Below are 25,268 nucleotides of genomic sequence, written 5' to 3' on the forward strand. Positions count from 1 at the left end.
CATGTGCTGAATCCAACAAGGTCTAGCTGTGGGAGCGAGCCTGCTCGCGATGGCGGTGGTTCAGTCTCCATCTTTGCAAGCTGATGCACCGCCATCGCGAGCAGGCTCGCTCCCACAAGGGGATCAGTGGTGGGTTGGATACTCGCGGTGCATCTGCTCCAGCAGCGCATCCTTGTCCTGCCACAACTGATTGATCCAGCCCTGGAATTCCAGGCGATAGGCGCCGTCCTGGTCATAGTTCCTGCCGATGAACTGCGGTGGAATCGGCAGTTCCTGGAAATGCGCCACCACTTCTCCAACGTTGCCGCAGAGCAAATCCCAATACCCCGGACGACCGCCGGGATAGTGGATGGTGACGTTGATAATCGATGCCAGCTGTTCACCCATGGCATCCAGTACAAACGCGATACCGCCGGCCTTGGGCTTGAGCAGGTAGCGAAACGGTGATTGCTGTTGGGCATGTTTGCTCTCGGTGAAGCGCGTGCCTTCGGCAAAGTTGAAAATGCCCACCGGGTTGTTGCGAAACTTCGCGCAGGTCTTGCGGGTGGTTTCCAGGTCCTTGCCTCTCTTTTCCGGATACTTTTCCAGATAGGCCTTGGAATAACGCTTCATGAACGGGAACCCCAGCGCCCACCAGGCCAGGCCGATCACCGGCACCCAGATCAGCTCCTGCTTGAGAAAGAACTTCAGCGGCCGCACGCGGCGATTGAGCACGTACTGCAGCACCATGATGTCGACCCAGCTCTGATGGTTACTGGTGATCAGGTACGAGTGCTGATAGTCCAGGCCCTCCAGGCCGCTGAGGTGCCAGCGGGTGCGGCGCAGCAGGTTCATCCAGGCCTTGTTGTTGCTGATCCAGGCTTCATGGATGTGGCTCATCAGCCAGTCGGTGAAGCGTTGGGCGGCCGGGAAGGGCAGCAGGAGCTTGAAGATCGCCACGATGAACAGCGGCGTGCAGCAGGCAATGGTATTGAGCGCCAACAGCAGCGAGGCGATGACGCCTCGCACCGGGGCAGGCAGGAAATCCAGCATTTAAATGTCCATGGGTCGGTTGGCGGCTTGGATCGCGGTGAGGGCGATGGTGTACACGATGTCATCGACCTGGGCGCCACGGGGCAAGTCGTTCACCGGTTTGCGCAGGCCCTGGAGCATCGGTCCGAGGCTGACGCAATCGGCACTGCGCTGGACGGCCTTGTGGGTGGTGTTGCCGGTGTTCAGGTCCGGGAAGATGAACACCGTCGCTCGCCCGGCCACCTGGCTGTTGGGCGCCAGTTGCCGCGCCACGGTTTCGTTGGCGGCGGCGTCGTATTGCAGCGGGCCGTCGATCAACAGGCCATGTTGCGCCTCGTGGGCCAGCAAGGTGGCTTCGCGGACTTTCTCCACCTCTTCGCCGCTGGCTGATTCGTCGCTGGAATAGCTGAGCATCGCCACCCGTGGCGTGATGCCGAACGCGGCGGCCGAGTCGGCGCTTTGCAGGGCGATCTCCGCCAACTCCGCTGCGCTGGGATGCGGATTCATCACGCAGTCGCCATAGACCAGCACTTCCTCGGGAAACAGCATGAAGAACACCGACGACACCAGAGAGCAGCCCGGCGCCGTCTTGATCAACTGCAGGGCCGGACGGATGGTGTTGGCGGTGGAGTGGACAACGCCGGACACCAGCCCGTCGACTTCGTCCAGCGCCAGCATCATCGTGCCGATCACCACGGTGTCTTCCAATTGCTGCTCGGCCATCGGCGCATTCAGGCTTTTACTCTTGCGCAGCCGCACCATCGGCTCGACGTAACGCTCGCGGATCGAGTCCGGGTCGAGAATCTCCAGTCCCGGCGGCAGTTCGATCCCCTGGGCCCGGGCCACCGCTTCGACGTCGGCCGGTTTGGCCAGCAACACGCAGCGGGCGATGCCACGTGCCTGGCAAATGGCGGCGGCCTGGACCGTCAGCGGTTCGCTGCCTTCCGGCAGGACGATGCGTTTATTGGCGGCCTGGGCGCGCTGGATCAATTGGTAGCGGAACACCGCCGGCGACAGGCGCATTTCCCGCGGGGTGCCGCAGCGCTGGTGCAACCACTGAGCGTCCAGGTGACTGGCGACGAAATCGGTGATGATCTCCGCACGTTCGCGGTCGTCGATCGGGATTTCCTTGTTCAAGCCGTTGAGCAGGTTGGCGGTGTCATAGGAGCCCGTGCTCACCGACAGCACCGGCAGGCCCGCCTGCAGGGCGCCGCGGCACAGCTCCATGATGCGTGGGTCGGGCAGGGTGTCGCTGGTCAACAACAGGCCGGCCAGCGGCACGCCGTTGATGGCGGCCAGGCTCACGGCCAGGATGATGTCGTCGCGATCGCCGGGTGTCACCACCAGCACGCCGGGCTTGAGCAGTTCCACGGTGTTGCGCATGGTGCGGGCGCAAATGATGATGTTGCTCATGCGCCGGCTTTCGTAATCGCCGGCATTGAGTACCTGGGCCCCCATCAGGTCGGCCACGTCGCGGGTGCGCGGGGCGTTGAGTTCGGGGCGGAAGGGAATGCAGCCCAGCAGGCGGAAATCGCCGCTGCGCAGCAAGGGTGAGTGTTCCTTGAGCCGGGTGGAAAACGCTTCCATGCTTTCGTCGGTGCGGACCTTGTTGAGGATCACGCCAAGGACTTTCGGGTCTTTCGGCCCGCCGAACAGTTGGGCCTGCAACTCCACCCGCCCGGAAAGCTCGGTCAGCACTTCGTTCTCCGGCGCCGACACCAGGATCACCTCGGCATCCAGGCTCTTGGCCAGGTGCAGGTTGACCCGGGCGGCGTAACTGGCGTTGCGGGTCGGGACCATGCCTTCGACCACCAGTACGTCCTTGCCGATGGCCGCTTGCTGGTAAAGCGTAATGATTTCTTCCAGCAGCTCATCGAGCTGGCCGTCGCCGAGCATGCGCTCGACATGAGCCAGGCCCAGCGGCTGTGGCGGCTTGAGGCCGTGGGTGCGGGCCACCAGTTCGGTCGAGCGTTCCGGGCCAGTGTCGCCAGGATGAGGCTGGGCGATGGGCTTGAAGAAACCGACCTTCAACCCGGCCCGTTCAAGGGTGCGCACCAGCCCGAGGCTGATGGAAGTCAGGCCCACACCAAAATCGGTGGGCGCGATAAAAAAAGTTTGCATGCGGATTCTCTAAGGGAGCATGGCAAAGGCGAGGCCTATGTATAGCCGTCTACCATTCATTCAGTCATCAAGATTACCGCTAACCGGCGCCTGAGCACACCAGCCGCAATCAAAGGGCTGGCCTATTTTTTCAATACGTTGCGTCGGATCCAGCACCCACGCCCGGGATTGCCAGGGGGGCTGGTGGCGCAGGTGCTGGGTATGCCCGCAGGACAACTCGGCCACCCAGTGGCCCTCCTCGTCCTGATGAAAACCGATGACCGTCGGTCTGGACGCATAAGCCCGTTTGTCAGGGTTCCGTTCGCTTTCGGGCAAATCCTTGTTTAGACTTGTCCGTTCTTCATTCTTATGCAAAAGGTCTCGCCCCATGCTGATCGCCGCCAATAAGGCTGTCTCCATCGACTATACCCTGACCAACGACGCTGGTGAGGTCATCGACAGCTCTGCCGGCGGCGCTCCGCTGGTCTACCTGCATGGCGCAGGCAACATCATCCAGGGCCTGGAAAAAGCCCTGGAAGGTAAAACCACCGGTGACGAATTGAACGTGACCGTTGAACCGGAAGACGCTTACGGCGAGTACTCCGCCGAACTGGTCAGCACCCTGAGCCGCAGCATGTTCGAAGGCGTGGACGAGCTGGAAGTGGGCATGCAGTTCCACGCGTCGGCGCCGGATGGCCAGATGCAGATCGTCACCATCCGCGACCTGGACGGCGACGACGTCACTGTTGACGGCAACCACCCGCTGGCCGGCCAACGCCTGAACTTCAAGGTCAAGGTGGTCGACATCCGCGATGCCAGCCAGGAAGAAGTTGCCCATGGTCACGTCCATGGCGAAGGTGGTCATCACCACTGATTTTCTGCGCTACGCTGAAGTGAAAAGGAAAGGCGCCATGGGCGCCTTTTTTAGTCGGTTACCTGCCACGGCTGTTTCGAAGATCCGCAAACCTGGAGTTCGTCATGAGTGCTTTTCACGACCTTAAACTGAAAGCCCTGGATGGTCAGGAGCTTCCTCTGGCGCCTTTCAAGGGGCAAGTCGTGCTGGTGGTCAACGTCGCCTCCAAATGTGGCCTGACGCCTCAGTACGCTGCGCTGGAAAATCTCTATCAGCAATACAAGTCCAGGGGCTTCAGCATCCTGGGCCTGCCTTGCAATCAGTTCGCCGGGCAAGAGCCGGGTACCGACCAGGAAATCCAGGCATTCTGCAGCAATAGCTATGGCGTGACGTTTCCACTGTCCGGCAAGCTGGAAGTGAACGGCCATGACCGGCATCAGCTCTACCGCCTGCTGGCGGGCGAGGGCGCCGAGTTCCCCGGGGACATTACCTGGAACTTCGAGAAATTCCTGCTCGGCAAGGACGGCCGGGTGCTGGCCCGCTTCTCGCCACGCACGACGCCGGATGACCCGGCGGTGATCCAGGCGATCGAGAAAGCGCTGGGCTGAATCTTCGCCGTTGTGGCGAGGGCGCTTGCTCCCGTGCTGTGGGAGCAAGGCTTGGCCGCGATGAAGATGATGGGGCCTTTCAGAAAACGGGTGCCTGCTTCGCGAGCAAGCTTTGCTCCCACATTCAGGCGCCTTTGCGCGTCCTTTTAAGCCTTTATCACTCCAATCAATAGTGCTACCCAGCACCCCCCGCGCTGCATATTATCCTCGTCATATTGACCTGCGACCTTATCCGTGGAGTGCCCCATGCCTGTAAAAGCCCTGTTCAAACCCTTCCAGCTCGGCACGTTCGAGCTGCCGACCCGGGTAGTGATGGCACCGATGACCCGTTCCTTTTCACCGGGCGGCGTGCCCAACGCCAAGGTCATCGAATATTACCGTCGCCGCGCAGCGGCCGGGGTTGGCCTGATCATCACCGAAGGCACGACAGTCGGGCACAAGGCGTCCAACGGGTATCCGAACGTGCCGCACTTCTATGGCGATGCTGCGCTCGCCGGCTGGAAGCAAGTGGTCGATGCGGTGCATGCCGAAGGCGGCAAGATCGTTCCACAGTTGTGGCATGTGGGCAGTGTGCGTCGCACCGGGACCGAGCCGGATGCCAGCGTGCCGGGTTATGGCCCGACCGAAAAGCTCAAGGACGGCCACGTAGTGGTCCACGGTATGACCCAGGCAGACATCGACGAAGTCATTGCCGCTTTCGCCCAAGCCGCGAAAGACGCCCAGAGCATCGGTATGGATGGCGTGGAGATCCATGGCGCCCATGGTTATCTGGTGGACCAGTTTTTCTGGGAAGGCAGCAACCAGCGCACCGATGGCTACGGCGGCAGCCTGGCCAACCGTTCGCGTTTCGCCATTGAGTTGATTCGCGCCGTGCGTGCAGCCGTAGGCGAGGGATTCCCGATCATTTTCCGGTTCTCCCAGTGGAAGCAACAGGATTACGCCGCGCGCCTGGTGCAGACCCCCGAAGCCCTGGGTGAATTCCTCAAGCCGCTGTCCGACGCTGGCGTGGATATCTTCCACTGCTCGACACGTCGCTTCTGGGAGCCGGAGTTCGACGGCTCCGAGCTGAACCTGGCCGGCTGGACCCGCAAGCTCACCGGCAAGCCGACCATCACCGTCGGCAGCGTCGGCCTGGATGGCGAGTTCCTGCAATTCATGGTCAATACCGACAAGGTCGCGCAGCCGGCCAGCCTGGAGAAGCTCCTGGAGCGCCTGAACAATGATGAATTCGATCTGGTGGCGGTAGGGCGTGCGCTGCTGGTGGATCCGGACTGGGCGCAGAAAGTGCGTGAAGGTCGGGAGCAGGAGATCCTGCCGTTCAGCCGTGAGGCGTTGATGACGCTGGTTTGAGTCGTCTGCACCGACGCTATCGCGGGCAAGCCTTGCTCCCACGTTGGATTTTCAGCAGACAGGTCATTTGTGAATTGCTGATCACCCTGTGGGAGCAAGGCTTGCCCGCGATGCTTTTAGCGATGCGGCACTGCCTGCGGCAGTGCCGATATGGCCTGGCAAGCCCCTCGCAACTGCGCCTCGAACTGCTCGATCACCGACGCCCAACCCTGGCGGCTGGCGTGCTGGCGAGCATTGAGCCTCACGCAACGTAACGCTTCGGGATCTTCCAGCAGCCAGCGGGCCGCATCGCAGAACGCGTCTTCATCCCCGGGCATCGCCAACACGCCGTTGTAGCCATGGCGGATATGCTGTGCCGCGGCGGCCTGGTCGTAGGCCACCACGCCCAGCCCGGACGCCAGGGCCTCCAGCACGACGTTGCCGAAAGTTTCGGTCAGGCTCGGAAAAACGAACACATCCCCGCAGGCATAGTGACTGGCCAGCGTCTCGCCACGCTGGGTACCGCAGAAGATCGCATCGGGCAATTCCTGCTCCAGAGCGGACCGTTGCGGGCCGTCGCCGATCACCACCAGCTTCATCCGCCGCTGCGGGAACGCCCTGCACAACCTGTCGAAACAACGCTTGAGCAGACCGAGGTTTTTCTCTGGCGCCAGGCGCCCAACGTGGATCACGGCAATATCGTCATCGCTCAGCCCCCAACTTTGTCGCAAGGTGACCGAGCGCTTGACCGGATGGAACAACTGGCTGTCGACGCCGCGGGACAACAGCATGACGCGCTCGAAATGCCGTCGTTCCAATTCCAATTGCTGGCTGAGACTGGGCACCAGCGTCAGGTTGGAGCGGTTGTGGAACCAGCGCAGGTAATGGGTGAGCGCGCGACTGAGCAACCCGAGTCCGTACTGTCGGGTGTATTGCTGGAAATTGGTGTGGAAGCCACTGACCACCGAAATACCCAGGCGCCGCGCCGCCCTCAACGCTGATAACCCCAGCGGCCCTTCGGTGGCGATGTACAACACATCGGGCCGCTGGCGCTTCCAGCGTCGCAGCAGCTTGTGCATTGAGACCTGTCCCCACTGCAACCCCGGATACCCCGGCAGCGGCCAGCCCCGGCACAACAGCAACTCGTCGCTGGCCTGGCGTTGATCGGTGGCCTGTCGCGGACGCACCAGCTCGACCCTATGCCCCCGGGCACGCAGGCCCTCGTGCAAGCGGCCCAGGGTATTGGCCACGCCATTGATTTCCGGCGGGAAGGTTTCGGTGATGAGGGTGATATGCAGGTATGTGCTCATGACCCCAGTGTCGACCGGGGCCATTTCGCCAGTGTGACGCCTGAATGATGGATTTGTGACCGGTCAGCCTTGGCGGGCCAACGCCGTCTCGGCACCTTGCTCGCGCACCCAGAACAGGGTCGCCCCGGCCACGGCCGCCGGCATCATCAGGATGTTGACCACGGGGATCAGCAGCACCAGGTACACGCTGCCGCCAAAGCCGAGGCTCTGCCAGCGCTTCTGCCGCAACCAGGCGAGCATCTCGTTCCAGCCCAGCTTGTGGTTGTCCGCCGGGTAGTCGATGTATTGGATCGCCATCATCCACACGCCGAACAGCAGCCACAGTGGCGCGGCCACCAGGTTGAGCACGGGAATGAACGACAATATGAACAGCCCCAGGGCGCGGGGAAGGAAGTAGCCGAGCTTGCGCGCCTCCCGGGCCAGGGTGCGCGGGATCATGGCAACCAATTCACCCCAGCTGAAGGCCGGGAAGTCATCGGTGCCACGGACCACCACCTCGACTTTCTCCGCCAGGAAACCGTTGAATGGCGCGGCGATGATGTTGGCGAGCATCGTGAAGGTAAAGAACACCATCAGCACCACCAGTACCACGAACAGCGGCCAGAGGATGTAGCTGAGGAAACTCAGCCAGTCCGGCAGCGACGGCATCAACGTGTCGACCCACAGGCTGAATTGATGGCCGGCCAGGTAGATCAGGCCGATGAACAATACGAGGTTGATGACCAGCGGCAACAGCACGAACAAGCGCAGGCCCGGACTCAAGACCAGCTTGAGGCCTTCTTGCAGATATTGTGGGCCGGACAGGACGGGGGCGGGCATGGGAAGCTCCGAGAGAAGGTAAACGCGCCGACCTTACCGGCTTTGCCCGGCGCGGGAAAGCGTCTACATGGCATGTAACAGGTTTATTGAACCGGCGGCTCTATTGAAAGCTCCATCCGATATAGAACTCGCCTATGAGCTGGATTGTTAAACCGTATTTCCTTAATCTTCGCTCCCTCGATACGCTGCACCCATTCTTTTTCAGGGCCGTCGAACCAAAGCCTTCCCCAAGTGCGTCAACGGTCCTTTTTTATTCCCGCCGCTCACCCGGCGCTCCGGCCTGCAAGGGCTGGTCAATTGGAGCAGGTCATGTCTGAAGTTCGTCATTCGCGAGTCATTATTCTCGGTTCCGGCCCTGCCGGTTACAGCGCTGCTGTTTATGCGGCCCGTGCCAACCTCAAGCCATTGCTGATCACCGGCATGCAGGCCGGCGGTCAACTGACCACCACCACCGAAGTCGATAACTGGCCGGGCGATGTCCATGGCCTGACCGGCCCGGCGTTGATGGAGCGCATGAAAGAACACGCCGAGCGTTTCGAGACCGAGATCGTCTTCGACCACATCAATGCCGTGGATTTCGCCGCCAAGCCGTACACCCTGACCGGCGACAGTGCGACCTACACCTGCGATGCCCTGATCATCGCCACCGGCGCCAGCGCCCGTTACCTGGGCCTGCCCTCGGAAGAGGCCTTCATGGGCAAGGGCGTTTCCGCTTGCGCCACCTGCGACGGGTTCTTCTACCGCAACAAGCCGGTGGCTGTAGTCGGTGGCGGCAATACCGCTGTCGAGGAAGCCTTGTACCTGGCCAACATCGCCAGTACGGTCACCCTGATCCACCGCCGCGAAACCTTCCGCGCCGAGAAGATCCTGATCGACAAGCTCAATGCCCGCGTGGCCGAAGGCAAGATCATCCTCAAGCTCAATGCCACCCTGGACGAAGTGCTGGGTGACAACATGGGCGTGACCGGTGCTCGCCTGAAGAACAACGACGGCAGCTTTGACGAGATCAAGGTCGACGGTGTCTTCATCGCCATCGGCCATACACCGAACACCTCGTTGTTCGAAGGCCAGCTGGAACTCAAGGACGGTTACCTGGTGGTCAAGGGCGGCCGCGACGGCAATGCCACCGCCACCAGCGTCGAAGGTATCTTCGCTGCCGGTGACGTGGCCGACCACGTCTACCGCCAGGCCATCACCTCGGCCGGTGCCGGCTGCATGGCGGCCCTGGACACCGAGCGCTACCTGGACGGCTTGCAGAACGCTTCGTTCTGATTTCAGCCTGAGGGCAAGCGAAACTCCTGTGGGAGCGAGCCTGCTCGCGAAGGCGGTGGATCAGTCAAGATTATACTGACTGACCCACCGCTATCGCGAGCAGGCTCGCTCCCACAGTGTTTTGTGTGGTCTGTTCAACCCAGCTTCGCCAGGCACGCCTCGAGAATATCCAGGCCTTCTTCCAGCACCGCCGGTTCGGTCGTCAACGGAGCCAGCAAGCGGATGATGTGGCGTGACTTGCCGCTGGGCATCAACAGCAGGCCCGCGTCCCGTGCGAGGGCCAGCAACTGGGTCAACTGCGCCGCTGCCGGGGTACCGTCGGCATGGGCCAGTTCGATGCCGCGCATGGCGCCAACGCCCGTCAGACGGCCCAGGAATGGCGTCAGCCCCCGGCGGCGCCATGATTCGTAGCGGCTGACAATGGCCTCTTCCTGTTGCGTACCCCAGGCGTGCAGGTGCGCGTCGGTCATTTCCTCCAGGGTCGCCAGTGCGGCGGCGCAGGCGATGGGGTTGCCGGAATAGGTGCCGCCCAAGCCTCCCTTGGGCAGGTTGTCCAGCAAAGCCTTGCGCCCCACCACCGCTCCCAGCGGGACACCGCCGGCAATGCTCTTGCCCAGCAGGATCAGGTCGGGTTCGATGCCCAGTCGCGAGAACGCAAAACGCTGGCCGGTGCGCCCGAAACCGGACTGGATTTCATCGATGATCAGCATGATGCCCTTGTCATCACAGAACTGCCGCAGGGCCTGGGCGAACGGGATGTCCAGCGCCAGGAAGCCCGCCTCGCCCTGTACCGGTTCGATGATGAAACAGGCCACATCGTTGACGTCGATTTCCACACTGAACAACCGCTCCATGGCCTGCAAGGCTTCTGCGCAGGTCACGCCGTTGTCTTTGCTGGGATAGGGCAGGTGATAGACCGGTCCTGGCAGCACGCCGATTTTCTGTTTGTAGGGCGCGACCTTGCCGTTGAGGTTCAGGGTGGCCAGGGTGCGCCCATGGAAGCCGCCGTCGAAGGCGATGACGGCAGTGCGGCCCGTGGCCCCGCGTACGATCTTCAAGGCATTTTCCGCAGCCTCCGCGCCGCTGTTGGTGAGCATGCCGCTGATGGGGTAGTCCACCGGGATAAACGCAGTCAGACGATTCATCAATTCAATGTAGGGCGCATGGGGGGCGGCGTTGAAGGCGTAATGAGTCAACCGGGTGGCCTGCTCTCGAATGGCCTCGACGACGCGCGGATGGCAATGGCCGAGGTTCAACACGCCGATGCCACCCACGAAGTCGATGTAGCGCTTGCCGTCGGTATCCCAGACCTCGGCGTTTCTGCCGTGGCTGAGGCTGACGGGGTGCACGATGGAGATCGATTGGCTGATGGTTTCGCTGCTCATGGAGGTCGGCTCGAAGGAAGAGAGGATTTCCTTTATCTAAGCCGTGAGCAGTGGGGGCCGGCAAACGAAATAAAGTTGCCGGGTCAATCTTAAAAGTCGGGATGTGTGCCAATGCCAAGGGAAACGAAGTACCTGTGGCGAGGGGGTTTATCCCCGCTGGACTGCGAAGCAGGCCCAAACTGCCAACCCAGGCGTGTCAGGTTGATCTCGGTTGGCGCCAGGGGCTGCTTCGCAACCCAGCGGGGATAAATCCCCTCGCCACAGGAGTGGATCTGATCCGAGAAGTATCAGCGACGTTGCAGGGGCTGGGCCGCGAACTTCACGCCCGCCAGCCCGTGGACCATCAGTGCGCGGATATTGCCGTGGTCGCTGCCGTCGGGAGTGTCCAGCACCGAGCGGTAATGCTCGCCGAACGCCAGCAGCGCTTCTTCGTCGCTCAAGCCTTCGAGCAGAGCCAGGCCGAGGGTCTTGCAGGAACCTTCGTTCTGCCCGGCCGCGTTTTCCACGTTGCCGTTGGTGAAAGGCTGGGGCTGATAGTCATAGCCATCCTTGATGAAGGCCAGGGTCTCGGCGAAGGTGTGTTCGCCGCTCTGGAGACGGGTACGCAGGGTGTTCAGATCAGGCATCGGGTTTTCCTTTGGCGAACGCCGCTTGTTGTTCGGCGCTGGCTTCTTGCTGGTATTGGGCTTTCCATTCGGCGTACGGCATGCCGTAGACCCGTTCACGGGCGTCATCGAGGCTGACCTCGATCTGGCGTTCATCGGCAGCGGCCTTGTACCACTTGGACAGGCAGTTGCGGCAGAAGCCGGCGAGGTTCATCAAGTCGATGTTCTGCACATCCTTGCGGCTGTCCAGGTGGGCAACCAGCCGACGGAAAGCGGCGGCTTCGAGTTCGAGGCGTTGTTGGTCGTTCATGATGGTCTCTTCGAGACAGCTGCAAGCGGCAAGCTTCAAGCTGCAAGTGGATTGCGATCAGATCTAAAGCTTACAGCTTGCAGCTTGCAGCGGCTACGAAGTAGCCCGGCTTGCCGCCAAGGTAATCGACACCGACTCGGCAAAACGCAAGGCGTGGGGTTTGTCGACTTCGACTTCGGCGTATTGCACTGACTCGTTGCTCATGACCAGGTCCAGCAGCTCCTGGGTCAGGCGTTCCAGCAGAGCGAAGCGATTGCCTTCCACGTGGGCGATGATCGCTTTGGTGATGGTGCGGTAGTTCAGCGCGTGATCGATGTCGTTGTCACGTACCGCTTCCTGTGCCGGGTAGAGGATGGTCAGGTTGATCAAGACATCCTGTTTGTTGAGGATTTCATCCTCATTGATCCCGATGAAAGTGCGCAGGCGCAGGTCCTTGACCCGGATGCGCGCCATGGCTGGCTGAAGTTGTGGCATTTACTTGCTCCGTCGAATCAATTGCAGGAACTCCTGGCGAGTGGTGCTGGATTCGCGAAAAGCCCCGAGCATCACTGAAGTGTTCATGGTCGAATTCTGTTTTTCGACACCGCGCATCATCATGCACATATGCTGGGCCTCGATGACCACCGCGACACCGGCGGCCTGGGTAACCTGTTGCACCGCGGCGGCGATTTGCCGGGTGAGGTTTTCCTGGATCTGCAGGCGGCGGGCGAACATGTCCACCAGCCGGGCGATCTTCGACAGCCCCAGGACCTTGCCGGTAGGAATATAAGCCACATGGGCCTTGCCGATGAAGGGCAGCAAATGATGCTCACACAGGGAATAGAGTTCGATGTCGGCGACGATCACCATTTCGTCGCTGTCCGAATCGAACAGGGCGCCATTGACGATCTGTTCGACGCTTTGCTCATAGCCGTGACAAAGGTACTGCATGGCCTTGGCGGCGCGAGCCGGTGTGTCCAGCAGGCCTTCGCGCTCCGGATCTTCACCCAGGCCGATGAGGATCTCGCGGTAATTCTGGGGCAGGGATAGCGCCATGATGGATCCTCGCAGCAAGGCTATTTGACGTGCCGTCCGCCGTTGACGGTCAGGGTCGTTCCGGTGACATAGGGGTTGTCCAGCAAATACCGCAGGCTCTGGTAAATGACTTCGCTACCGGGTTCGATGCCCAGCGCCGACTTGGCCAGGGTCCTGGCGCGATAAGCTGCGTCGTCTTCGGCCTTGAACAGTAGCAGGGCCGGCGCGATACCGTTGACCTTGATCGCCGGTGCGAACTTCGCCGCGAACGACAGGGTCAGGCTGTCGAGCCCGGCCTTGGTGGCGCAATAAGCGATGTGTTTGCTGCTGCCCTTGCGGGTTACATCATCGCTGATATGCACGATATCCGCGGGGGCCGAGCGCTCCAACAGCTCAGCGCAATGCAAGTTGATCAGATACGGCGCCAGCATGTGCACGCCGAACATGGCATTGAAGGCCGCCGACTCATCGCCTGGCGTTTCGACCAGCCACGCCGAAGCGTTGTGCACGATGGCCCGCAACCGGTCAGTGTGCTGCTTGAGCTGTGCGATGAAGGCCAGGATCCCGGCTTCGCTGGAAAAGTCGGCAAACATCGCGGTCGCCCCCAGATCCCGGAGCGTCTGCACACCTGGACGCTCGGTGCGATAAGTGACGATGACCGGATGACCGTCTTCCAGCAATCGGCGGGCACAGTGCAAGCCGACACGCTGGGCTGCGCCGGTGAGCAGGATAGGGGCGTCGGTACTGGGCATGGAGGGGCTCGGTTCACAGCAGAAGCAAAACTATATCAGTGACTGCGGGATGTACCTATTTGTAGAGGCTGAGCCCTGGGCTGCCCATTCGCTCAGGTATTCATCATGACGGCACGCTCCGAATTATTTTTTGTGTCAAAAAATGAATAATCAACATATCGAGTCGGTTTGCGCTTGTCATCATATGACCAGGAGGGAGTAAACTGGGATCCAATTTACTGTCTGGCCTGTTGGGTGAAAAATGAGCGTAATCACCGACGATCAGTTCGTTTTCCAAACAACAGCGGGCCTGGAGCGTGAAGACCTGTTTCCCATCCGTGAAGTTTCGCGACTCACGGGGGTGAATCCTGTGACCCTGCGTGCGTGGGAACGTCGCTACGGTCTGATCCAGCCCACACGTACCGAAAGCGGTCATCGCCTGTATTCCCTGGGCGATATCGAGACGGTACGCAGCATTCTTGCCTGGATCGAACGTGGAGTCGCTGTCAGTAAAATCAGCAAGATCCTGAGCAAGACCGAATCGTTGCAACCGGTTTCTGCGTTCATTACATCGGATCTGGTGAGGCTCGACTATTCACAATGGCAGCGCCAGGTTTCGGTCGCAGTCGCCAACTTTGACGATGTAGAACTGGATCGCATCTATGGGCAGATTTTTTCCAGCTACGCGGTGCCGATCGTATTTCAGTGCATCCTGATGCCGCTCTGGCGGCAACTGCTGCAACGTCAGCAGGAGTTCGGGCAGACCAGCGAATGGCTGTTTTTCGATGGATTCCTGCGCTCGCGGGTCTCGCAGCGGCTGTTGCTCAAGCGCGAGGATCGGTCGCGACGGGTCCTGGTCAGCGCCATAGCCGGCCAGTGCCGTGAGCTGGAGTTGCTGGTGACGGCGCTGTATGTGTCGAAGGCGGAAGTAGGGATTCGGTTGATGACTGTCGGCCAGCCGTTCGACGAGCTGACCCTGGTATGCCAGAAGACTCAGCCCATGGCGCTGGTGCTGGTGTCCAACCATGCGCCGATTGCCGAATTGCCCAAGCGCCTGAACAGGTTGGCGATGAGCCTGGATTGCCCGTTGATGCTGGCCGGTGATGCGTCCGACCTGATGCAGGAATGCCTGGCAGGATCGTCGATCGGTTGCCTGGGCAATGACGGAACGGTGATTTACCAGCGCTTGCGTCAGATGCTGGCAGGTAACCTGGACACCTAGTGATCGGTGGGGCTAATGCGTACAGGTCACAAGGCTCTGCACGAACTCGTTCATGCTGCGTTGAAAGCAGCCTCGCCTGACCTTCGTCTCAAGACTTTTCGTACAGAACCTAGAGGTGCATGGCCGGGTGAGACAGGCGATGCTGCTGGAGGATGTACTGACGCAGGCGTTCGGTCTCGTCCTGGTCGTTCTGGTTCAAATGATAAGCGTACAAGCCTTGGTCGGTTTCCCGTTCGAAGGTGCCGCGCAACGAAATCCTTTCGTAGCCTGAAGGGCTGAACCACAGGACGAACTGCTTCGGTGGTTTGGTGCGGTTGCGGTTTTCCAGCAGTACACCCTTGCAAGACACCTCATGGACCCACAAGGCCCCGGGCTGGCCCTTGGCATTTTCCAGCGCCACCGGCTCTTCGAGGGTCAGGCGCCATGGGCGTACTTTCGGTCCTTCCTCGTAGATACTCGGCACACCCAGGCGCAGGTGCATCGCGTGGAATTCATCCTCCACCAGCTGCAACGGGAAGGTCATCTGCTGGTTTTCGAAGTTGGCTTGCAGCGTCACCTGCTCATTGGCCGCCAGGCGCGTCAACAAGTCACGGATCTGCGACCCGCTATTGACCAGCAGGCTGGACGTCACATCACGCTCATTCAATTGCGGGATATGTTGCATGGTCCGGATGAAGTCCAACTCGTCCTGAGTCAGGAGGGCGTCACGCTGCATGGTGTGCTCGAAATGATTTTGCGTTTTCACTGGTGATTGTAGTGACTGACCGTTAATTCGTCGTTTTGTTTGCGCCGTTCGTCGCATCGAGCCGGGCAATCGTGGCATGGGCTTCGGCCAGGGCCTTTTCCAGCTGGACGACACGTTGTTGCGCCTTGACCTGGGCCGTCACGTCTTTTTGCACGCCCACGAAATAGGTGTGGCCATCCGCCTCGTTTTTTATCGTGGACAGTGACAACTCATTCCAGAACGGCGTGCCGTCCTTGCGATAATTGCGAAGGACTTCCCGACAGGCACCGCCCTGCTGCAGGGCCTTGCGAATTCGCTCCAGGGAGGGTTGATCGCGATCGCCCGATTGCAGGAAACGGCAATCCTGGTAAAGGATCTCGTCGCGGCTATAACCGGTGAGCCGTTCGAAGGCCGGGTTCACGTAGATCAGAATGTTGTCTTCGCCTTCCTTTTCAGCGATGACGATTCCGTCATTGGAAGCATTGATCACCAGTTGCATCAGTTGCGCATTGATCATGGAGCACGTCCTTCTATAGCCCATGTAAGTACCGCATTATTCGAAGAACCTGATGCGATGTCTACTGGCCATTAGTGCTTGTCGAGCGTCAATCGTAGCCCTACGGCTCAGCCTGTTACTATCACGCTTCTTTTTATTCAGGTTCAGGACCAGATTGATGAAAGTCGCCATCCTTTCCGGCTCGGTGTACGGCACCGCTGAAGAAGTCGCTCGACACGCCGCCCAGCTACTCGGTGATGCAGGCTTTGAAACCCTGCACAATCCGCGGGCAACCCTGGCCGATATCCAGGCATTCGGCCCGCAGGCCCTGTTGGCGGTGACATCCACCACCGGCATGGGCGAATTGCCGGACAATCTGATGCCGCTGTATTCGACTATCCGCGATCAACTGCCGGCGGCCTTTCGCGGCCTGCCCGGTGCGGTGATCGGCCTGGGAGATGCCAGTTATGGCGATACCTTCTGCGGCGGTGGCGAGCAGATGCGCGAGCTATTCGCCGAGCTGGGCGTACGGGAGGTTTTGCCGATGTTGCGCCTGGATGCCAGCGAAAGCGTCACCCCGGAAAGCGATGCCGAACCCTGGTTGGGCGAATTGATCGAGGCGTTGCGAGGTTGATGAAGGCGGCGGGTTCCCTTGGGTGACCCGTTCGGTCACTAAGCTGGCTGCCAAGGCAACTACCGACCCTGGAGGAGCTGACTAGACTGATTCTCTTGGCAAGTACTAGAACGATAAGCCCGAGGTCAGAGCCGTGAGCGTAGCGCCCATCCAATCGACACTCAGCATCAAGGACCAGGTCAGCGCCGCTGAATGGCAAACCCGTATCGATCTTGCCGCCTGTTACCGGCTGGTCGCGCTGCATGGCTGGGATGACCTGATTTTCACCCATATTTCTGCGAAGGTTCCCGGCACCGAGGAATTCCTGATCAACCCATTCGGGTTGATGTTTCATGAAATCACCGCGTCGAGCCTGGTCAAGGTCGATCAGGCCGGCCACAAGTTGATGGACAGTCCCTACGACATCAATCCGGCCGGCTACACCATCCACAGTGCGGTGCATGAAGTACGGGATGATGTCGCCTGCGTGCTGCACACCCATACCGCTGCCGGTGTGGCGGTATCGGCGCAGAAACAAGGCGTGTTGCCGATCAGCCAGCAGTCGTTGTTCGTGTTGTCGAGCCTCGCCTATCACGCTTATGAAGGCGTAGCGCTGAATCATGAAGAGAAGGCCCGCTTGCAGGCAGACCTGGGGGATCGTAACTTCCTGATGCTGCACAACCATGGGCTGCTGACGTGCGGTGGCACCATCGCCGATACCTTTCTGATGATGTTCACTTTCCAGCGGGCCTGCGACATCCAGGTTCTGGCGCAGAACGGCGCGGCTGAGCTGATCGCCATCGGGCCGAACATCCTGGCCGGTGCTCAGGCGATGATAGCCGGGGTCACCAAAAGCGCTCAGGGCATGGGCGGTGCGCTGGCCTGGCCGGCGTTGCTGCGCAAGCTCGATCAACAAGCCCCGGGTTTCAGAAACTGATGCCCATGGTCCAGATTCCGCTGCGTGTATGGCGCCAGCGCGGCCAGACCTTCCTGTTCCGGGGGCACGCCATCCGGTATTGGGTGGCGGGGCATGGCGAGCCGCTGCTGTTGATCCACGGTTTCCCCACGGCCAGTTGGGACTGGCATTACCTGTGGCAGCCGCTGGCGCAGCGTTATCGTGTGATCGCTTGTGACATGCTCGGTTTTGGCGACTCCGCCAAGCCGACGGACCACGTCTACAGCCTGCTGGAGCAGGCGGACCTGCAGCAGGCATTGCTGGCGCATCTGGATGAGCGACAAGCGGTACACATCCTGGCCCACGATTATGGTGACAGCGTGGCCCAGGAGTTGATCGCCCGGCATGGCGAGGCACGCATCGAGGTCGCCAGTTGTGCGTTTCTCAATGGAGGCCTGTTTCCGGAAACCCATCGTCCGGTGCTGGTGCAGAGGTTGTTGCTCAGTCCGGTGGGTTGGCTGATAGGTCGTGCTTTTTCACGCGAAGGCCTGGCCAGGAATTTTCGGCGGATCTTCGGCCCCTGGCGTGGCCCCAGCGAAAGCGAACTGGATGATTACTGGAGCCTGGTGAAAACCCACGACGGCCCCCGGATCATGCACAAACTCATCCGCTATATTCCCGAGCGCCGCGTACAGCGTGACCGCTGGGTACAGGCGATGCAGCGCGGCGAGGTTCCGCTGCGGGTGATCGACGGCGCGTTCGATCCGATTTCCGGTGCGCACATGGTGGCACGTTACGAAGCCCTGATCCCGAATGCCGATACGGTGCTGCTGCCCGATATCGGTCACTACCCACAGACCGAAGCCCCGGTGCAGGTGCTCAAGCATTACCTGGCGTTCCGTGAAAACCTCGCGGAGCCGGTGCGGCTGCGGGCCTCGGTGAAATGTCTGTGACTGACGGCTCCCTATCGCGAGCAGGCTCGCTCCCACCCTGTCCGGGCTGAACCCAATATCTGCGTCCACCGCCCATCCCCTGTGGGAGCGAGCCTGCTCGCGATAACGGCGGGCCAGCTTGCATCGATGTTGGAAGTGCCGCCGCACCCGCATCATCCCCTCACCTTATCGCCTACCATTCACTCGCAACCGTGTTGATTGTGACCGTCAGTCCCGTGCCTGACACTCAGGCTTTAAACCCTCGGCTGGAGTTCTGCCCATGAGTGAGTCTGTGCGCTTCGAAGATAAAGTGGTGATCGTCACGGGAGCCGGCGGTGGGCTGGGGCGGGCCCATGCGCTGCTGTTCGCCAGGCAAGGCGCCAAGGTGCTGGTCAATGACCTCGGCGGCTCCGCCCAGGGAGAAGGGGCCAATGCTTCGGCGGCGGATCGGGTGGTCGCTGAAATCCGCGAAGCCGGGGGCGTCGCCGAGGCGAACCACGATTCCGTCACCGATGGCGACAAGCTTGTGCAAAACGCCCTCGACGCGTTTGGCCGGGTCGATGTAGTGGTGAACAACGCCGGTATCCTGCGGGACAAAACTTTCCACAAAATGGAAGACGCCGATTGGGACCTGGTCTATCGCGTCCACGTCGAGGGTGCGTACAAAGTCACCCGTGCCGCCTGGCCTCACCTGCGTGAGCAGAATTATGGCCGGGTGATCTTCACGGCCTCCACGTCCGGCATCTACGGCAATTTCGGCCAATCCAACTACGGCATGGCCAAGCTCGGTCTTTATGGCCTGACGCGTACGCTGGCCATCGAAGGTCGCAAGAACAATATTCTGGTCAACGCCATTGCCCCCACCGGCGGCACGCGCATGACCGAAGGCCTGATGCCGCCGCAGGTGTTCGAACAGCTCAAACCCGAGTTCGTCAGCCCGTTGGTGGTGTACCTGGCCAGCGAAGCCTGCCAGGAAACCTCCGGGTTGTTCGAAGTGGGTGGCGGCTGGATGGGCAAGGTTCGCTGGGAACGCAGCCTCGGTGTCGGGTTCGACCCAAGCAAGGGCTTCTCGCCCGAAGACGTTGCTGCCCATTGGCAGCAGATCTGCGATTTCGACAACGCCGTGCATCCCAATGACAACCTGGAAGCGCTGAAGGAAATGATGGCGAACATGCAGCGTTACGCCGTGTAGCCTTTCTTGCCCGAGCCGGTTGTCGTTGCCGACGATAACCGTGCTCAGGGAAAGTACTTCTTCACCAAGGCCGCCAGGTTCGCGGCCGTCTCGATGTCCACCACTCCGTCATGTTTCGCCGGCCGAAAGTGCAACTGGAAGGCGCGTACCAGGCGCTGGAAGCCCATACTTGTCGTGGCTGCCGTCGTGTCATACCCATACCTTCTGAACAGCCCCAGTAGATGTTCCCGGGTCGGCACGCCTGCGCATCGGTAGGCCTGCAGAAACGATTGCTGCGTGCTCTCATCGAACCATGCGCCGATGCCTTTCCGATAAAACGCGTGCCAGGGAAACATCGGCCCCGGGTCACTCTTGCGCCCGGCGGCGATGTCCGAATGCGCCACCACATTGACCGGACTGATATCGGGATAACGCCCGAGTATGTCGAGGGCCAACTGTTCCACTGCTTCGATCTGCTGTGGCGGGTAGGGCGGGAAGGTGAATGTTCCCTGGTGATCGGCGGCCAGGTTGACGATCTCGATGCCAATGGACGTGTCGTTCAAATTGTTGCGATTACCCCAACTGCTCACCCCTGCGTGCCAGGCACGCTTGTTTTCGTCCACCAGATTGAAAATCTGCGGCTCGTTGAAACCTGCTTGCGCATAACTCGGGTCAGTGAAGTCCGGAACCAGGTAATGGGCGCTGACGGAGGCGCCGGTCAGTGCGCTGATGGAAGATGAGAAATTGGCGGCCGTGTAATGGAAAACCAGAAAGCGAATGCGGTTGTTGTGGCCTTTGTTTGAACGGTAACGGGTGGAATTTATCGGGTACATAAATGTGCTCATTGATAATTGAAGGGGTCGAAGCTGCGCGCTTCGATTAACTTCAGACTAACAATGATCTTCAAATTGGCTTGTAGTGAGGGTCTTGGCCTTTTGTAGGAATTGGCGTTTGGTTTGTAGGGTTCTATAACCTGAAAGGAAGAAGCCGCTGCACAGACAGCGGCTAATAGTTAGGTGTATCTTTTTTCAAGGACGAATTTCGGTGCTTTCCAGTTTGGGCCTTTGATGGCAACGGGGCCCTCACCATTTGCCAATATCCCCTCTTCAAATAGTTTTGCGTAGGTTCTCAGTAATTCACCATTGGCAATAACTTCAAAACGATAGCGGCCGATCATTCTGTCCAGGGATGGATAAGCCAAGCCAATGCCGAAAGCGGAAAGTATATCGGTGAGTGATTCGTTTTTTACAATTTGCTCAATGGTGTTAATTTAAGATTTCCCTTTAGTATTAATTTGTAAAATCTCTACGTTTGCTTTTCTGCCGCAAGAAGCAATTAAGATGAGTGCAGTACTGATTTGTCGCCTGGTTTGTAGGGCTTCATAACCGGATAGGAAAGAAGCCGCTGCACAGACAGCGGCCAATAGCTAGGTGTATCTTTTTTCAAGGAAGAATTTTGGTGCTTTCCAGTTAGGCTCTTTAATACAGAGCCCTTTTTGGCCGCTTGCCAGTATCCCGGCTTCGAAAAGTTTGGTGTAAGTCCTTTCAAGTTTCCCGTGCTGTACAAGCTCAGGATTATGACGTCTGATCATCATGTCTAGATGTGGGAGGGGCTTTAGTAGCGTAAATACTGTAACGATTTCTTCTAGTGACTCGTTCCTTATTATTTGTTCAATAGTATTCATTAAGATTTTCCTTTCAGAAGTCTGATCCATCCTCTGATCGACGAATAAAGACTATAACTTCGATTCTGAAAACCGAGCAGGTGAGAGATTCCGAAGGTGTTGTAGGAAACAAGAAATCTCACGCCGGAGAAAACCGCACCGCAGAACTCAAGTCAGCTTGGGTACCCATCTGGAAACCATCGATATAAAAAAAGCCGCTGCAAAAAGCAGCGGCCTGAAGATGACGTTGCAAAGGAGCCACAAACCAACGTCGGTAAGCACGGGGTGATGGACCGATACGCCAATCCATCCGAATGACGGTGCGCCAGGCGTGAGGGATGCCATGGCGGGTGCTTGCAGGCCCGTTACCCTGGAAGCCCGGCCAGCATAGGGATCGAGCGCATCGGGAAACAGACCGGATCCGGACATGCACTGTTACGGCGTGCGCAACAGTCGAAACGGGGCGCCGAACATGCGTTGAACTGATGGGCCACTATCCAGCCCATCCATGGCGTGTGCAAAGCCCTGTCTTGTGCGGGCGCTAATCCTTTCGAGCGACAACGTGAATACCTCCTTGGTGCGCTTATCGACCGTGACGGGCGGCAGTAGGGTGAAGTCTCTGTCACTCACCGGGGAAGACGCATGACAACAATAACAATGCGCGCCATCTTCAAGCCGCAGGCGCTGGCCGTCGCGGTGGCCTTGGGCTGCTGCGCCCAGGCCCAGGCCGTTTCATTCAACATTGGCGAGATTGAAGGTCAGTTCGACTCCTCGCTGTCCGTGGGCGCGAGCTGGGGCATGCGCGATGCCGACAAGGACTTTATCGGCACGGTCAACGGCGGTAGGGGCCAGTCTTCCACCGGTGATGATGGGCGGCTGAATTTCAAGAAGGGCGAGACCTTCTCGAAGATCTTCAAGGGGCTGCATGACCTCGAGCTCAAGTATGGCGACACCGGCGTGTTCGTGCGTGGCAAGTACTGGTATGACTTCGAGCTGAAGGACGAAAGCCGTCCGTTCAAGGACATCAGCGACAGCAATCGCAAGGAAGGCGCCAAGTCTTCCGGTGCGGAGCTTCTCGACGCCTTCGTCTATCACAACTATTCCATTGCCGATCTGCCGGGCACCGTGCGCGCCGGCAAGCAGGTGGTCAGTTGGGGCGAGAGTACCTTCATCGGTAACTCCATCAACAGCATCAACCCGGTGGATGTGTCCGCGTTCCGCCGTCCGGGTGCCGAGATCAAGGAAGGTCTGATTCCGGTGAACATGCTGTTCGCCTCCCAGGGCCTGACCGACAAGCTCACCATCGAGGGCTTCTACCAGCTTGAGTGGGACCAGACGGTGGTCGATAACTGCGGCACGTTCTTTGGCAATGACGTAGTGGCCGATGGTTGCACCAGCGGGTACACCGTGGCTAGCCCGGCCATTGCGCCGTTCGTGCCGCTGACCCAGGCATTCGGCCAGGGGATCGAGGTGTCCAGCGAAGGCGTGGTCATTCCTCGTGGCGGCGATCGTGATGCCCGTGACTCCGGCCAGTGGGGCACGGCGTTGCGCTGGCTCGGCGACGACACCGAGTACGGCTTGTACTTCATGAATTATCACAGTCGCACGCCTACTGTCGGCACCACGACGGCTGGAGCGGCTACGCTCGCGGTGGTGGGGAATACGAATCCGGGTGGCATGATCCCGATTGCCGAAGGCCTTGCCCAAGGCGCAGGCGCCGCTCTGGCTTCAAGCGTCATGCTCGGCCGCGGTCAGTACTACCTCGAATACCCCGAGGACATCCGCCTGTACGGCGCCAGCTTCTCCACCACGCTGCCCACCGGCACCGCATGGACCGGTGAAATCAGCTATCGCCCCAACGCTCCGGTACAGCTCAATACCAACGACCTGACCCTGGCCTTGCTCAACCCGATTACCGGTGGCGCAGCGTCACCTATCGCCACTTCGCCGGGTGCCGATAACACCGGCTACCGCCGCAAGGAAATCACCCAGATCCAGAGCACCATGACCCACTTCATCGATCGGGTATTGGGCGCGGATCGCCTGACCCTGGTGGGCGAGGCGGCGGTGGTGCATGTCGGCGGGCTGGAGTCCAAGGACAAGTTGCGTTACGGCCGCGATTCGGTCTACGGCCAATACGGGTTCAACGGTGACACCGATGGCTTCGTCACTTCGACCTCATGGGGCTATCGCGCCCGGGCGATCCTCGACTATTCCAACGTCATCGCCGGCATCAACTTCAAGCCCAACGTGTCCTGGTCCCATGACGTGGCCGGCTACGGTCCCAATGGCCTGTTCAACGAAGGTGCCAAGGCCGTCAGCCTCGGTGTCGATGCCGACTACCGCAACACCTACACCGCCAGCCTGAGCTACACCGACTTTTTCGGCGGCGACTACAACGTCCTCAAGGATCGCGACTTCCTCGCGTTGAGCTTCGGCGTGAACTTCTGATCTGGCTGACAAGGAAAACCCTATGCGCAAGATGATCCTGCAATGCGGTGCTCTGGCTTTGAGCCTGCTGGCTGCAAACGTGATGGCGGCAGTCTCGCCGGACGAGGCGAACAAACTGGGCACCAGCCTGACGCCGCTGGGTGCGGAAAAAGCCGGTAATGCCGATGGCTCGATCCCGGCCTGGACCGGTGGTATCCCGAAAAACGCCGGTGCCGTGGACAGCAAAGGCTTCCTGGCGGATCCGTTCGCCAATGAGAAGCCGCTGTTCATCATTACTGCCGCGACCGTGGACAAGTACAAAGACAAGCTGTCCGAAGGCCAGGTGGCGATGTTCAAGCGCTACCCGGAAACCTACAAGATCCCGGTCTATCCGACCCATCGCAGCGTAGGGCTGCCGCCGGAAATCTACGAGTCGGCCAAGCGCAGCGCGCTCAATGTCACCGCGATCAACGACGGTAACGGCCTGGCCAATTTCACCGGCAACCGCTACTACGCGTTTCCGATTCCCAAGAGTGGGGTGGAAGTCATCTGGAACCACATCACCCGTTATCACGGTGGCAACCTGCGGCGCATCATCACCCAGGCCACACCGCAGACCAACGGCAGCTTCACGCCGATCCGTTTCGAAGAGGAAGCCGCTGTACCGGCCCTGATCAAGGACGCCGATCCGGAAAAAGCCAGCAACGTGCTGACTTATTTCAAACAGGAAGTCACCGCCCCCGCACGCCTGGCCGGCAACGTGCTGCTGGTGCATGAAACCCTGGACCAGGTGAAGGAACCACGCCTGGCCTGGATCTACAACGCCGGCCAGCGCCGTGTGCGCCGCGCCCCACAAGTGGCCTACGACGGACCGGGCACCGCCGCCGACGGGTTGCGCACTTCCGACAACTTCGACCTGTTCTCCGGTGCACCGGATCGCTACGACTGGCAACTGGTCGGCAAGAAGGAAATGTACATTCCATACAACAGCTACAAACTCGACTCACCGAGCCTCAAGTACGAGGACGTGATCAAGGCCGGCCACATCAACCAGGACCTGACCCGCTACGAGTTGCACCGGGTCTGGGAAGTGATCGGTACGGTCAAGCCCAACGAGCGGCACATCTATGCCAAGCGCCACATGTACTTCGACGAAGACAGCTGGCAGGCGGCGCTGGTGGATCACTACGACGGCCGTGGTCAGCTATGGCGTGTGGCCGAAGGGCATGCGCAGTTCTATTACGACCACCAGAACCCCGCCTACACCCTCGAGACGCTCTACGACATCATCGCCGGCCGCTACATTGCGCTGGGCATGAAGAACGAAGAGAAGCACAGCTATGAGTATGGCTTCGAGGCCAGAGCGGCCGACTATACGCCGGCGGCGTTGCGCTCGAGCGGGGTTCGGTAAGCTTCGGTGGTCTTCTGATTGTGGCGAGGGATTTATCTGTGGCGAGGGGGGGATCTGCGGTGAGGGGGGACGATCTGGGGTGAGGATGATCTGTGGCGAGGGGATTTATCCCCGCTGGGGCGCGCAGCGGCCCCAAACCCTGCGGCTCGGTGTATCAGGCTGACTGAGTCGTCTGTGATGGGGCTGCTGCGCAGCCCAGCGGGGATAAATCCCCTCGCCACAGATGAAGCCCTCACCATGGATAAACCCCTCACCACAGATAGATTCCCTCGCCACAAGGGTATCTCTCCGGTCGTTTTCTTATGGGGCGCGATCAGCGCGCTGAATACTTCTCCAAAGGTCGGCGACACAGGGCTAGGGTGAT

Annotated in this window: 26 protein-coding genes; 11 read left to right on the plus strand and 15 right to left on the minus strand. The window is 60.0% G+C overall.

Features of this window, described 5'->3' with window-relative positions; translation table 11 throughout:
* Window positions 1–123: 123 nt before the first annotated feature.
* From LOY35_RS04415 to LOY35_RS04425, 3 genes are read right to left on the minus strand one after another with little or no spacing between them, the layout of a single operon-like run.
* Window positions 124–1,032, minus strand: coding sequence for an acyltransferase (locus tag LOY35_RS04415; protein WP_258630941.1), 909 nt, complete (start codon window positions 1,030–1,032; stop codon window positions 124–126).
* Window positions 1,033–3,132, minus strand: coding sequence for a phosphate acetyltransferase (gene pta / locus LOY35_RS04420; protein ID WP_258630943.1), 2,100 nt, complete (start codon window positions 3,130–3,132; stop codon window positions 1,033–1,035).
* A gap of 60 nt (window positions 3,133–3,192) precedes the next feature.
* Window positions 3,193–3,531 carry a DUF3565 domain-containing protein gene (locus LOY35_RS04425; RefSeq protein ID WP_258630945.1) on the minus strand — a complete coding sequence of 113 codons (339 nt, stop codon included), beginning with the start codon at window positions 3,529–3,531 and terminating at the stop codon, window positions 3,193–3,195.
* Here LOY35_RS04425 and LOY35_RS04430 point away from each other — a divergent pair.
* The 3 genes from LOY35_RS04430 (at window position 3,500) to LOY35_RS04440 (ending at window position 5,922) form a co-directional block, all read left to right on the plus strand.
* The gene (locus tag LOY35_RS04430; protein WP_024777507.1) at window positions 3,500–3,985 is read left to right on the plus strand and encodes a peptidylprolyl isomerase; all 486 of its coding nucleotides are present in this window, start codon (window positions 3,500–3,502) and stop codon (window positions 3,983–3,985) included. The two genes, LOY35_RS04425 and LOY35_RS04430, sit on opposite strands and share 32 nt — an antisense overlap.
* 104 nt (window positions 3,986–4,089) lie before the next feature.
* On the plus strand, window positions 4,090–4,572 hold the full coding sequence (locus LOY35_RS04435) for a glutathione peroxidase (RefSeq protein ID WP_258630947.1): 483 nt from the start codon (window positions 4,090–4,092) through the stop codon (window positions 4,570–4,572).
* 246 nt (window positions 4,573–4,818) lie between these two features.
* On the plus strand, window positions 4,819–5,922 hold the full coding sequence (locus LOY35_RS04440; RefSeq protein WP_258630950.1) for an NADH:flavin oxidoreductase: 1,104 nt from the start codon (window positions 4,819–4,821) through the stop codon (window positions 5,920–5,922).
* 116 nt (window positions 5,923–6,038) lie between these two features.
* On the opposite strand, the gene LOY35_RS04445 is transcribed toward LOY35_RS04440, so the two are convergent.
* Window positions 6,039–7,235, minus strand: a complete 1,197-nt coding sequence (locus LOY35_RS04445; RefSeq protein ID WP_258630952.1) for a glycosyltransferase family 1 protein — start codon at window positions 7,233–7,235, stop codon at window positions 6,039–6,041.
* Between the two features lie 39 nt (window positions 7,236–7,274).
* Window positions 7,275–8,030, minus strand: coding sequence for a sulfate transporter CysZ (gene cysZ / locus LOY35_RS04450; protein ID WP_258630953.1), 756 nt, complete (start codon window positions 8,028–8,030; stop codon window positions 7,275–7,277).
* 309 nt (window positions 8,031–8,339) lie between these two features.
* On the opposite strand from cysZ, the gene trxB reads away from it, so the two are divergent.
* The gene (gene trxB / locus LOY35_RS04455) at window positions 8,340–9,302 is read left to right on the plus strand and encodes a thioredoxin-disulfide reductase (protein ID WP_003205459.1); all 963 of its coding nucleotides are present in this window, start codon (window positions 8,340–8,342) and stop codon (window positions 9,300–9,302) included.
* 134 nt (window positions 9,303–9,436) lie between these two features.
* Here trxB and LOY35_RS04460 read toward each other — a convergent pair whose 3' ends face one another.
* The 6 genes from LOY35_RS04460 to folM form a co-directional block, all read right to left on the minus strand.
* Window positions 9,437–10,687, minus strand: a complete 1,251-nt coding sequence (locus LOY35_RS04460) for an aspartate aminotransferase family protein (protein WP_258630955.1) — start codon at window positions 10,685–10,687, stop codon at window positions 9,437–9,439.
* A 287-nt stretch (window positions 10,688–10,974) separates the two neighbouring features.
* On the minus strand, window positions 10,975–11,313 hold the full coding sequence (locus LOY35_RS04465) for a HopJ type III effector protein (RefSeq protein WP_258630957.1): 339 nt from the start codon (window positions 11,311–11,313) through the stop codon (window positions 10,975–10,977).
* Complete coding sequence (locus tag LOY35_RS04470) at window positions 11,306–11,602, minus strand: DUF1244 domain-containing protein (protein ID WP_047699585.1); 297 nt, start codon at window positions 11,600–11,602, stop codon at window positions 11,306–11,308. The genes LOY35_RS04465 and LOY35_RS04470 overlap by 8 nt, the downstream gene beginning before the upstream one ends.
* Before the next feature lie 93 nt (window positions 11,603–11,695).
* Entirely contained in the window at window positions 11,696–12,076 is a 381-nt protein-coding gene (folX, locus tag LOY35_RS04475; protein WP_258630960.1) for a dihydroneopterin triphosphate 2'-epimerase, read from the minus strand.
* Window positions 12,077–12,637: a GTP cyclohydrolase I FolE gene (gene folE / locus LOY35_RS04480; RefSeq protein WP_024777516.1), complete on the minus strand. Its 561-nt coding sequence runs from the start codon at window positions 12,635–12,637 to the stop codon at window positions 12,077–12,079.
* Window positions 12,638–12,657: 20 nt separating this feature from the next.
* Complete coding sequence (gene folM, locus LOY35_RS04485) at window positions 12,658–13,368, minus strand: dihydromonapterin reductase (protein ID WP_258630963.1); 711 nt, start codon at window positions 13,366–13,368, stop codon at window positions 12,658–12,660.
* Between the two features lie 241 nt (window positions 13,369–13,609).
* On the opposite strand from folM, the gene LOY35_RS04490 reads away from it, so the two are divergent.
* Entirely contained in the window at window positions 13,610–14,569 is a 960-nt protein-coding gene (locus LOY35_RS04490; protein WP_258630965.1) for a MerR family transcriptional regulator, read from the plus strand.
* Between the two features lie 109 nt (window positions 14,570–14,678).
* Here LOY35_RS04490 and LOY35_RS04495 read toward each other — a convergent pair whose 3' ends face one another.
* On the minus strand, window positions 14,679–15,284 hold the full coding sequence (locus LOY35_RS04495) for a hypothetical protein (RefSeq protein WP_258630966.1): 606 nt from the start codon (window positions 15,282–15,284) through the stop codon (window positions 14,679–14,681).
* A 52-nt stretch (window positions 15,285–15,336) separates the two neighbouring features.
* Window positions 15,337–15,810 (minus strand): PAS domain-containing protein, encoded by a 474-nt coding sequence (locus LOY35_RS04500; RefSeq protein WP_258630967.1) that lies wholly within the window; start codon window positions 15,808–15,810, stop codon window positions 15,337–15,339.
* 157 nt (window positions 15,811–15,967) lie between these two features.
* Between LOY35_RS04500 and LOY35_RS04505 the strand changes: the two genes are divergently transcribed.
* The 4 genes from LOY35_RS04505 (at window position 15,968) to LOY35_RS04520 (ending at window position 19,421) form a co-directional block, all read left to right on the plus strand.
* Window positions 15,968–16,423, plus strand: coding sequence for a flavodoxin (locus tag LOY35_RS04505; protein WP_258630969.1), 456 nt, complete (start codon window positions 15,968–15,970; stop codon window positions 16,421–16,423).
* A gap of 133 nt (window positions 16,424–16,556) precedes the next feature.
* A complete protein-coding gene (locus tag LOY35_RS04510) occupies window positions 16,557–17,339 on the plus strand; it encodes a class II aldolase/adducin family protein (protein ID WP_258630971.1) in 783 nt (260 codons plus the stop codon).
* Window positions 17,339–18,250 carry an alpha/beta fold hydrolase gene (locus LOY35_RS04515; protein ID WP_258630973.1) on the plus strand — a complete coding sequence of 304 codons (912 nt, stop codon included), beginning with the start codon at window positions 17,339–17,341 and terminating at the stop codon, window positions 18,248–18,250. Before LOY35_RS04510 ends, LOY35_RS04515 begins: the two co-directional genes overlap by 1 nt.
* A 259-nt stretch (window positions 18,251–18,509) precedes the next feature.
* Window positions 18,510–19,421: an SDR family oxidoreductase gene (locus LOY35_RS04520; RefSeq protein WP_258630975.1), complete on the plus strand. Its 912-nt coding sequence runs from the start codon at window positions 18,510–18,512 to the stop codon at window positions 19,419–19,421.
* 44 nt (window positions 19,422–19,465) lie between these two features.
* Here LOY35_RS04520 and LOY35_RS04525 read toward each other — a convergent pair whose 3' ends face one another.
* Both LOY35_RS04525 and LOY35_RS04530 read right to left on the minus strand, forming a co-directional pair.
* Window positions 19,466–20,233: an N-acetylmuramoyl-L-alanine amidase gene (locus LOY35_RS04525; protein ID WP_258630977.1), complete on the minus strand. Its 768-nt coding sequence runs from the start codon at window positions 20,231–20,233 to the stop codon at window positions 19,466–19,468.
* 593 nt (window positions 20,234–20,826) lie between these two features.
* Complete coding sequence (locus tag LOY35_RS04530) at window positions 20,827–21,084, minus strand: hypothetical protein (RefSeq protein WP_258630978.1); 258 nt, start codon at window positions 21,082–21,084, stop codon at window positions 20,827–20,829.
* A 621-nt stretch (window positions 21,085–21,705) separates the two neighbouring features.
* Between LOY35_RS04530 and LOY35_RS04535 the strand changes: the two genes are divergently transcribed.
* A complete protein-coding gene (locus tag LOY35_RS04535; RefSeq protein WP_258630980.1) occupies window positions 21,706–23,514 on the plus strand; it encodes a DUF1302 domain-containing protein in 1,809 nt (602 codons plus the stop codon).
* A gap of 22 nt (window positions 23,515–23,536) precedes the next feature.
* Window positions 23,537–24,904 (plus strand): DUF1329 domain-containing protein, encoded by a 1,368-nt coding sequence (locus LOY35_RS04540; RefSeq protein WP_258630982.1) that lies wholly within the window; start codon window positions 23,537–23,539, stop codon window positions 24,902–24,904.
* Window positions 24,905–25,268: the final 364 nt, after the last annotated feature.

Source organism: Pseudomonas sp. B21-028 (genome assembly GCF_024749045.1).
Lineage (GTDB): Bacteria > Pseudomonadota > Gammaproteobacteria > Pseudomonadales > Pseudomonadaceae > Aquipseudomonas.

What these genes read in the sequence shown, in the direction of transcription:
- LOY35_RS04460 (WP_258630955.1), bottom strand. Translation starts at nt 10,687, where the DNA reads ATGAGCAGCGAAACCATCAGCCAATCGATCTCCATCGTGCACCCCGTC.
- LOY35_RS04470 (WP_047699585.1), bottom strand. Translation starts at nt 11,602, where the DNA reads ATGAACGACCAACAACGCCTCGAACTCGAAGCCGCCGCTTTCCGTCGG.
- trxB (WP_003205459.1), top strand. Translation starts at nt 8,340, where the DNA reads ATGTCTGAAGTTCGTCATTCGCGAGTCATTATTCTCGGTTCCGGCCCT.
- LOY35_RS04415 (WP_258630941.1), bottom strand. Translation starts at nt 1,032, where the DNA reads ATGCTGGATTTCCTGCCTGCCCCGGTGCGAGGCGTCATCGCCTCGCTG.
- folE (WP_024777516.1), bottom strand. Translation starts at nt 12,637, where the DNA reads ATGGCGCTATCCCTGCCCCAGAATTACCGCGAGATCCTCATCGGCCTG.
- LOY35_RS04435 (WP_258630947.1), top strand. Translation starts at nt 4,090, where the DNA reads ATGAGTGCTTTTCACGACCTTAAACTGAAAGCCCTGGATGGTCAGGAG.
- LOY35_RS04445 (WP_258630952.1), bottom strand. Translation starts at nt 7,235, where the DNA reads ATGGCCCCGGTCGACACTGGGGTCATGAGCACATACCTGCATATCACC.
- folM (WP_258630963.1), bottom strand. Translation starts at nt 13,368, where the DNA reads ATGCCCAGTACCGACGCCCCTATCCTGCTCACCGGCGCAGCCCAGCGT.
- LOY35_RS04520 (WP_258630975.1), top strand. Translation starts at nt 18,510, where the DNA reads ATGAGTGAGTCTGTGCGCTTCGAAGATAAAGTGGTGATCGTCACGGGA.
- cysZ (WP_258630953.1), bottom strand. Translation starts at nt 8,030, where the DNA reads ATGCCCGCCCCCGTCCTGTCCGGCCCACAATATCTGCAAGAAGGCCTC.
- LOY35_RS04535 (WP_258630980.1), top strand. Translation starts at nt 21,706, where the DNA reads ATGACAACAATAACAATGCGCGCCATCTTCAAGCCGCAGGCGCTGGCC.
- LOY35_RS04505 (WP_258630969.1), top strand. Translation starts at nt 15,968, where the DNA reads ATGAAAGTCGCCATCCTTTCCGGCTCGGTGTACGGCACCGCTGAAGAA.
- folX (WP_258630960.1), bottom strand. Translation starts at nt 12,076, where the DNA reads ATGCCACAACTTCAGCCAGCCATGGCGCGCATCCGGGTCAAGGACCTG.
- LOY35_RS04430 (WP_024777507.1), top strand. Translation starts at nt 3,500, where the DNA reads ATGCTGATCGCCGCCAATAAGGCTGTCTCCATCGACTATACCCTGACC.
- LOY35_RS04530 (WP_258630978.1), bottom strand. Translation starts at nt 21,084, where the DNA reads ATGAATACTATTGAACAAATAATAAGGAACGAGTCACTAGAAGAAATC.
- LOY35_RS04515 (WP_258630973.1), top strand. Translation starts at nt 17,339, where the DNA reads ATGCCCATGGTCCAGATTCCGCTGCGTGTATGGCGCCAGCGCGGCCAG.
- LOY35_RS04540 (WP_258630982.1), top strand. Translation starts at nt 23,537, where the DNA reads ATGCGCAAGATGATCCTGCAATGCGGTGCTCTGGCTTTGAGCCTGCTG.
- pta (WP_258630943.1), bottom strand. Translation starts at nt 3,132, where the DNA reads ATGCAAACTTTTTTTATCGCGCCCACCGATTTTGGTGTGGGCCTGACT.
- LOY35_RS04440 (WP_258630950.1), top strand. Translation starts at nt 4,819, where the DNA reads ATGCCTGTAAAAGCCCTGTTCAAACCCTTCCAGCTCGGCACGTTCGAG.
- LOY35_RS04465 (WP_258630957.1), bottom strand. Translation starts at nt 11,313, where the DNA reads ATGCCTGATCTGAACACCCTGCGTACCCGTCTCCAGAGCGGCGAACAC.
- LOY35_RS04425 (WP_258630945.1), bottom strand. Translation starts at nt 3,531, where the DNA reads ATGGAGACAGCCTTATTGGCGGCGATCAGCATGGGGCGAGACCTTTTG.
- LOY35_RS04490 (WP_258630965.1), top strand. Translation starts at nt 13,610, where the DNA reads ATGAGCGTAATCACCGACGATCAGTTCGTTTTCCAAACAACAGCGGGC.
- LOY35_RS04495 (WP_258630966.1), bottom strand. Translation starts at nt 15,284, where the DNA reads ATGCAGCGTGACGCCCTCCTGACTCAGGACGAGTTGGACTTCATCCGG.
- LOY35_RS04500 (WP_258630967.1), bottom strand. Translation starts at nt 15,810, where the DNA reads ATGATCAATGCGCAACTGATGCAACTGGTGATCAATGCTTCCAATGAC.
- LOY35_RS04525 (WP_258630977.1), bottom strand. Translation starts at nt 20,233, where the DNA reads ATGTACCCGATAAATTCCACCCGTTACCGTTCAAACAAAGGCCACAAC.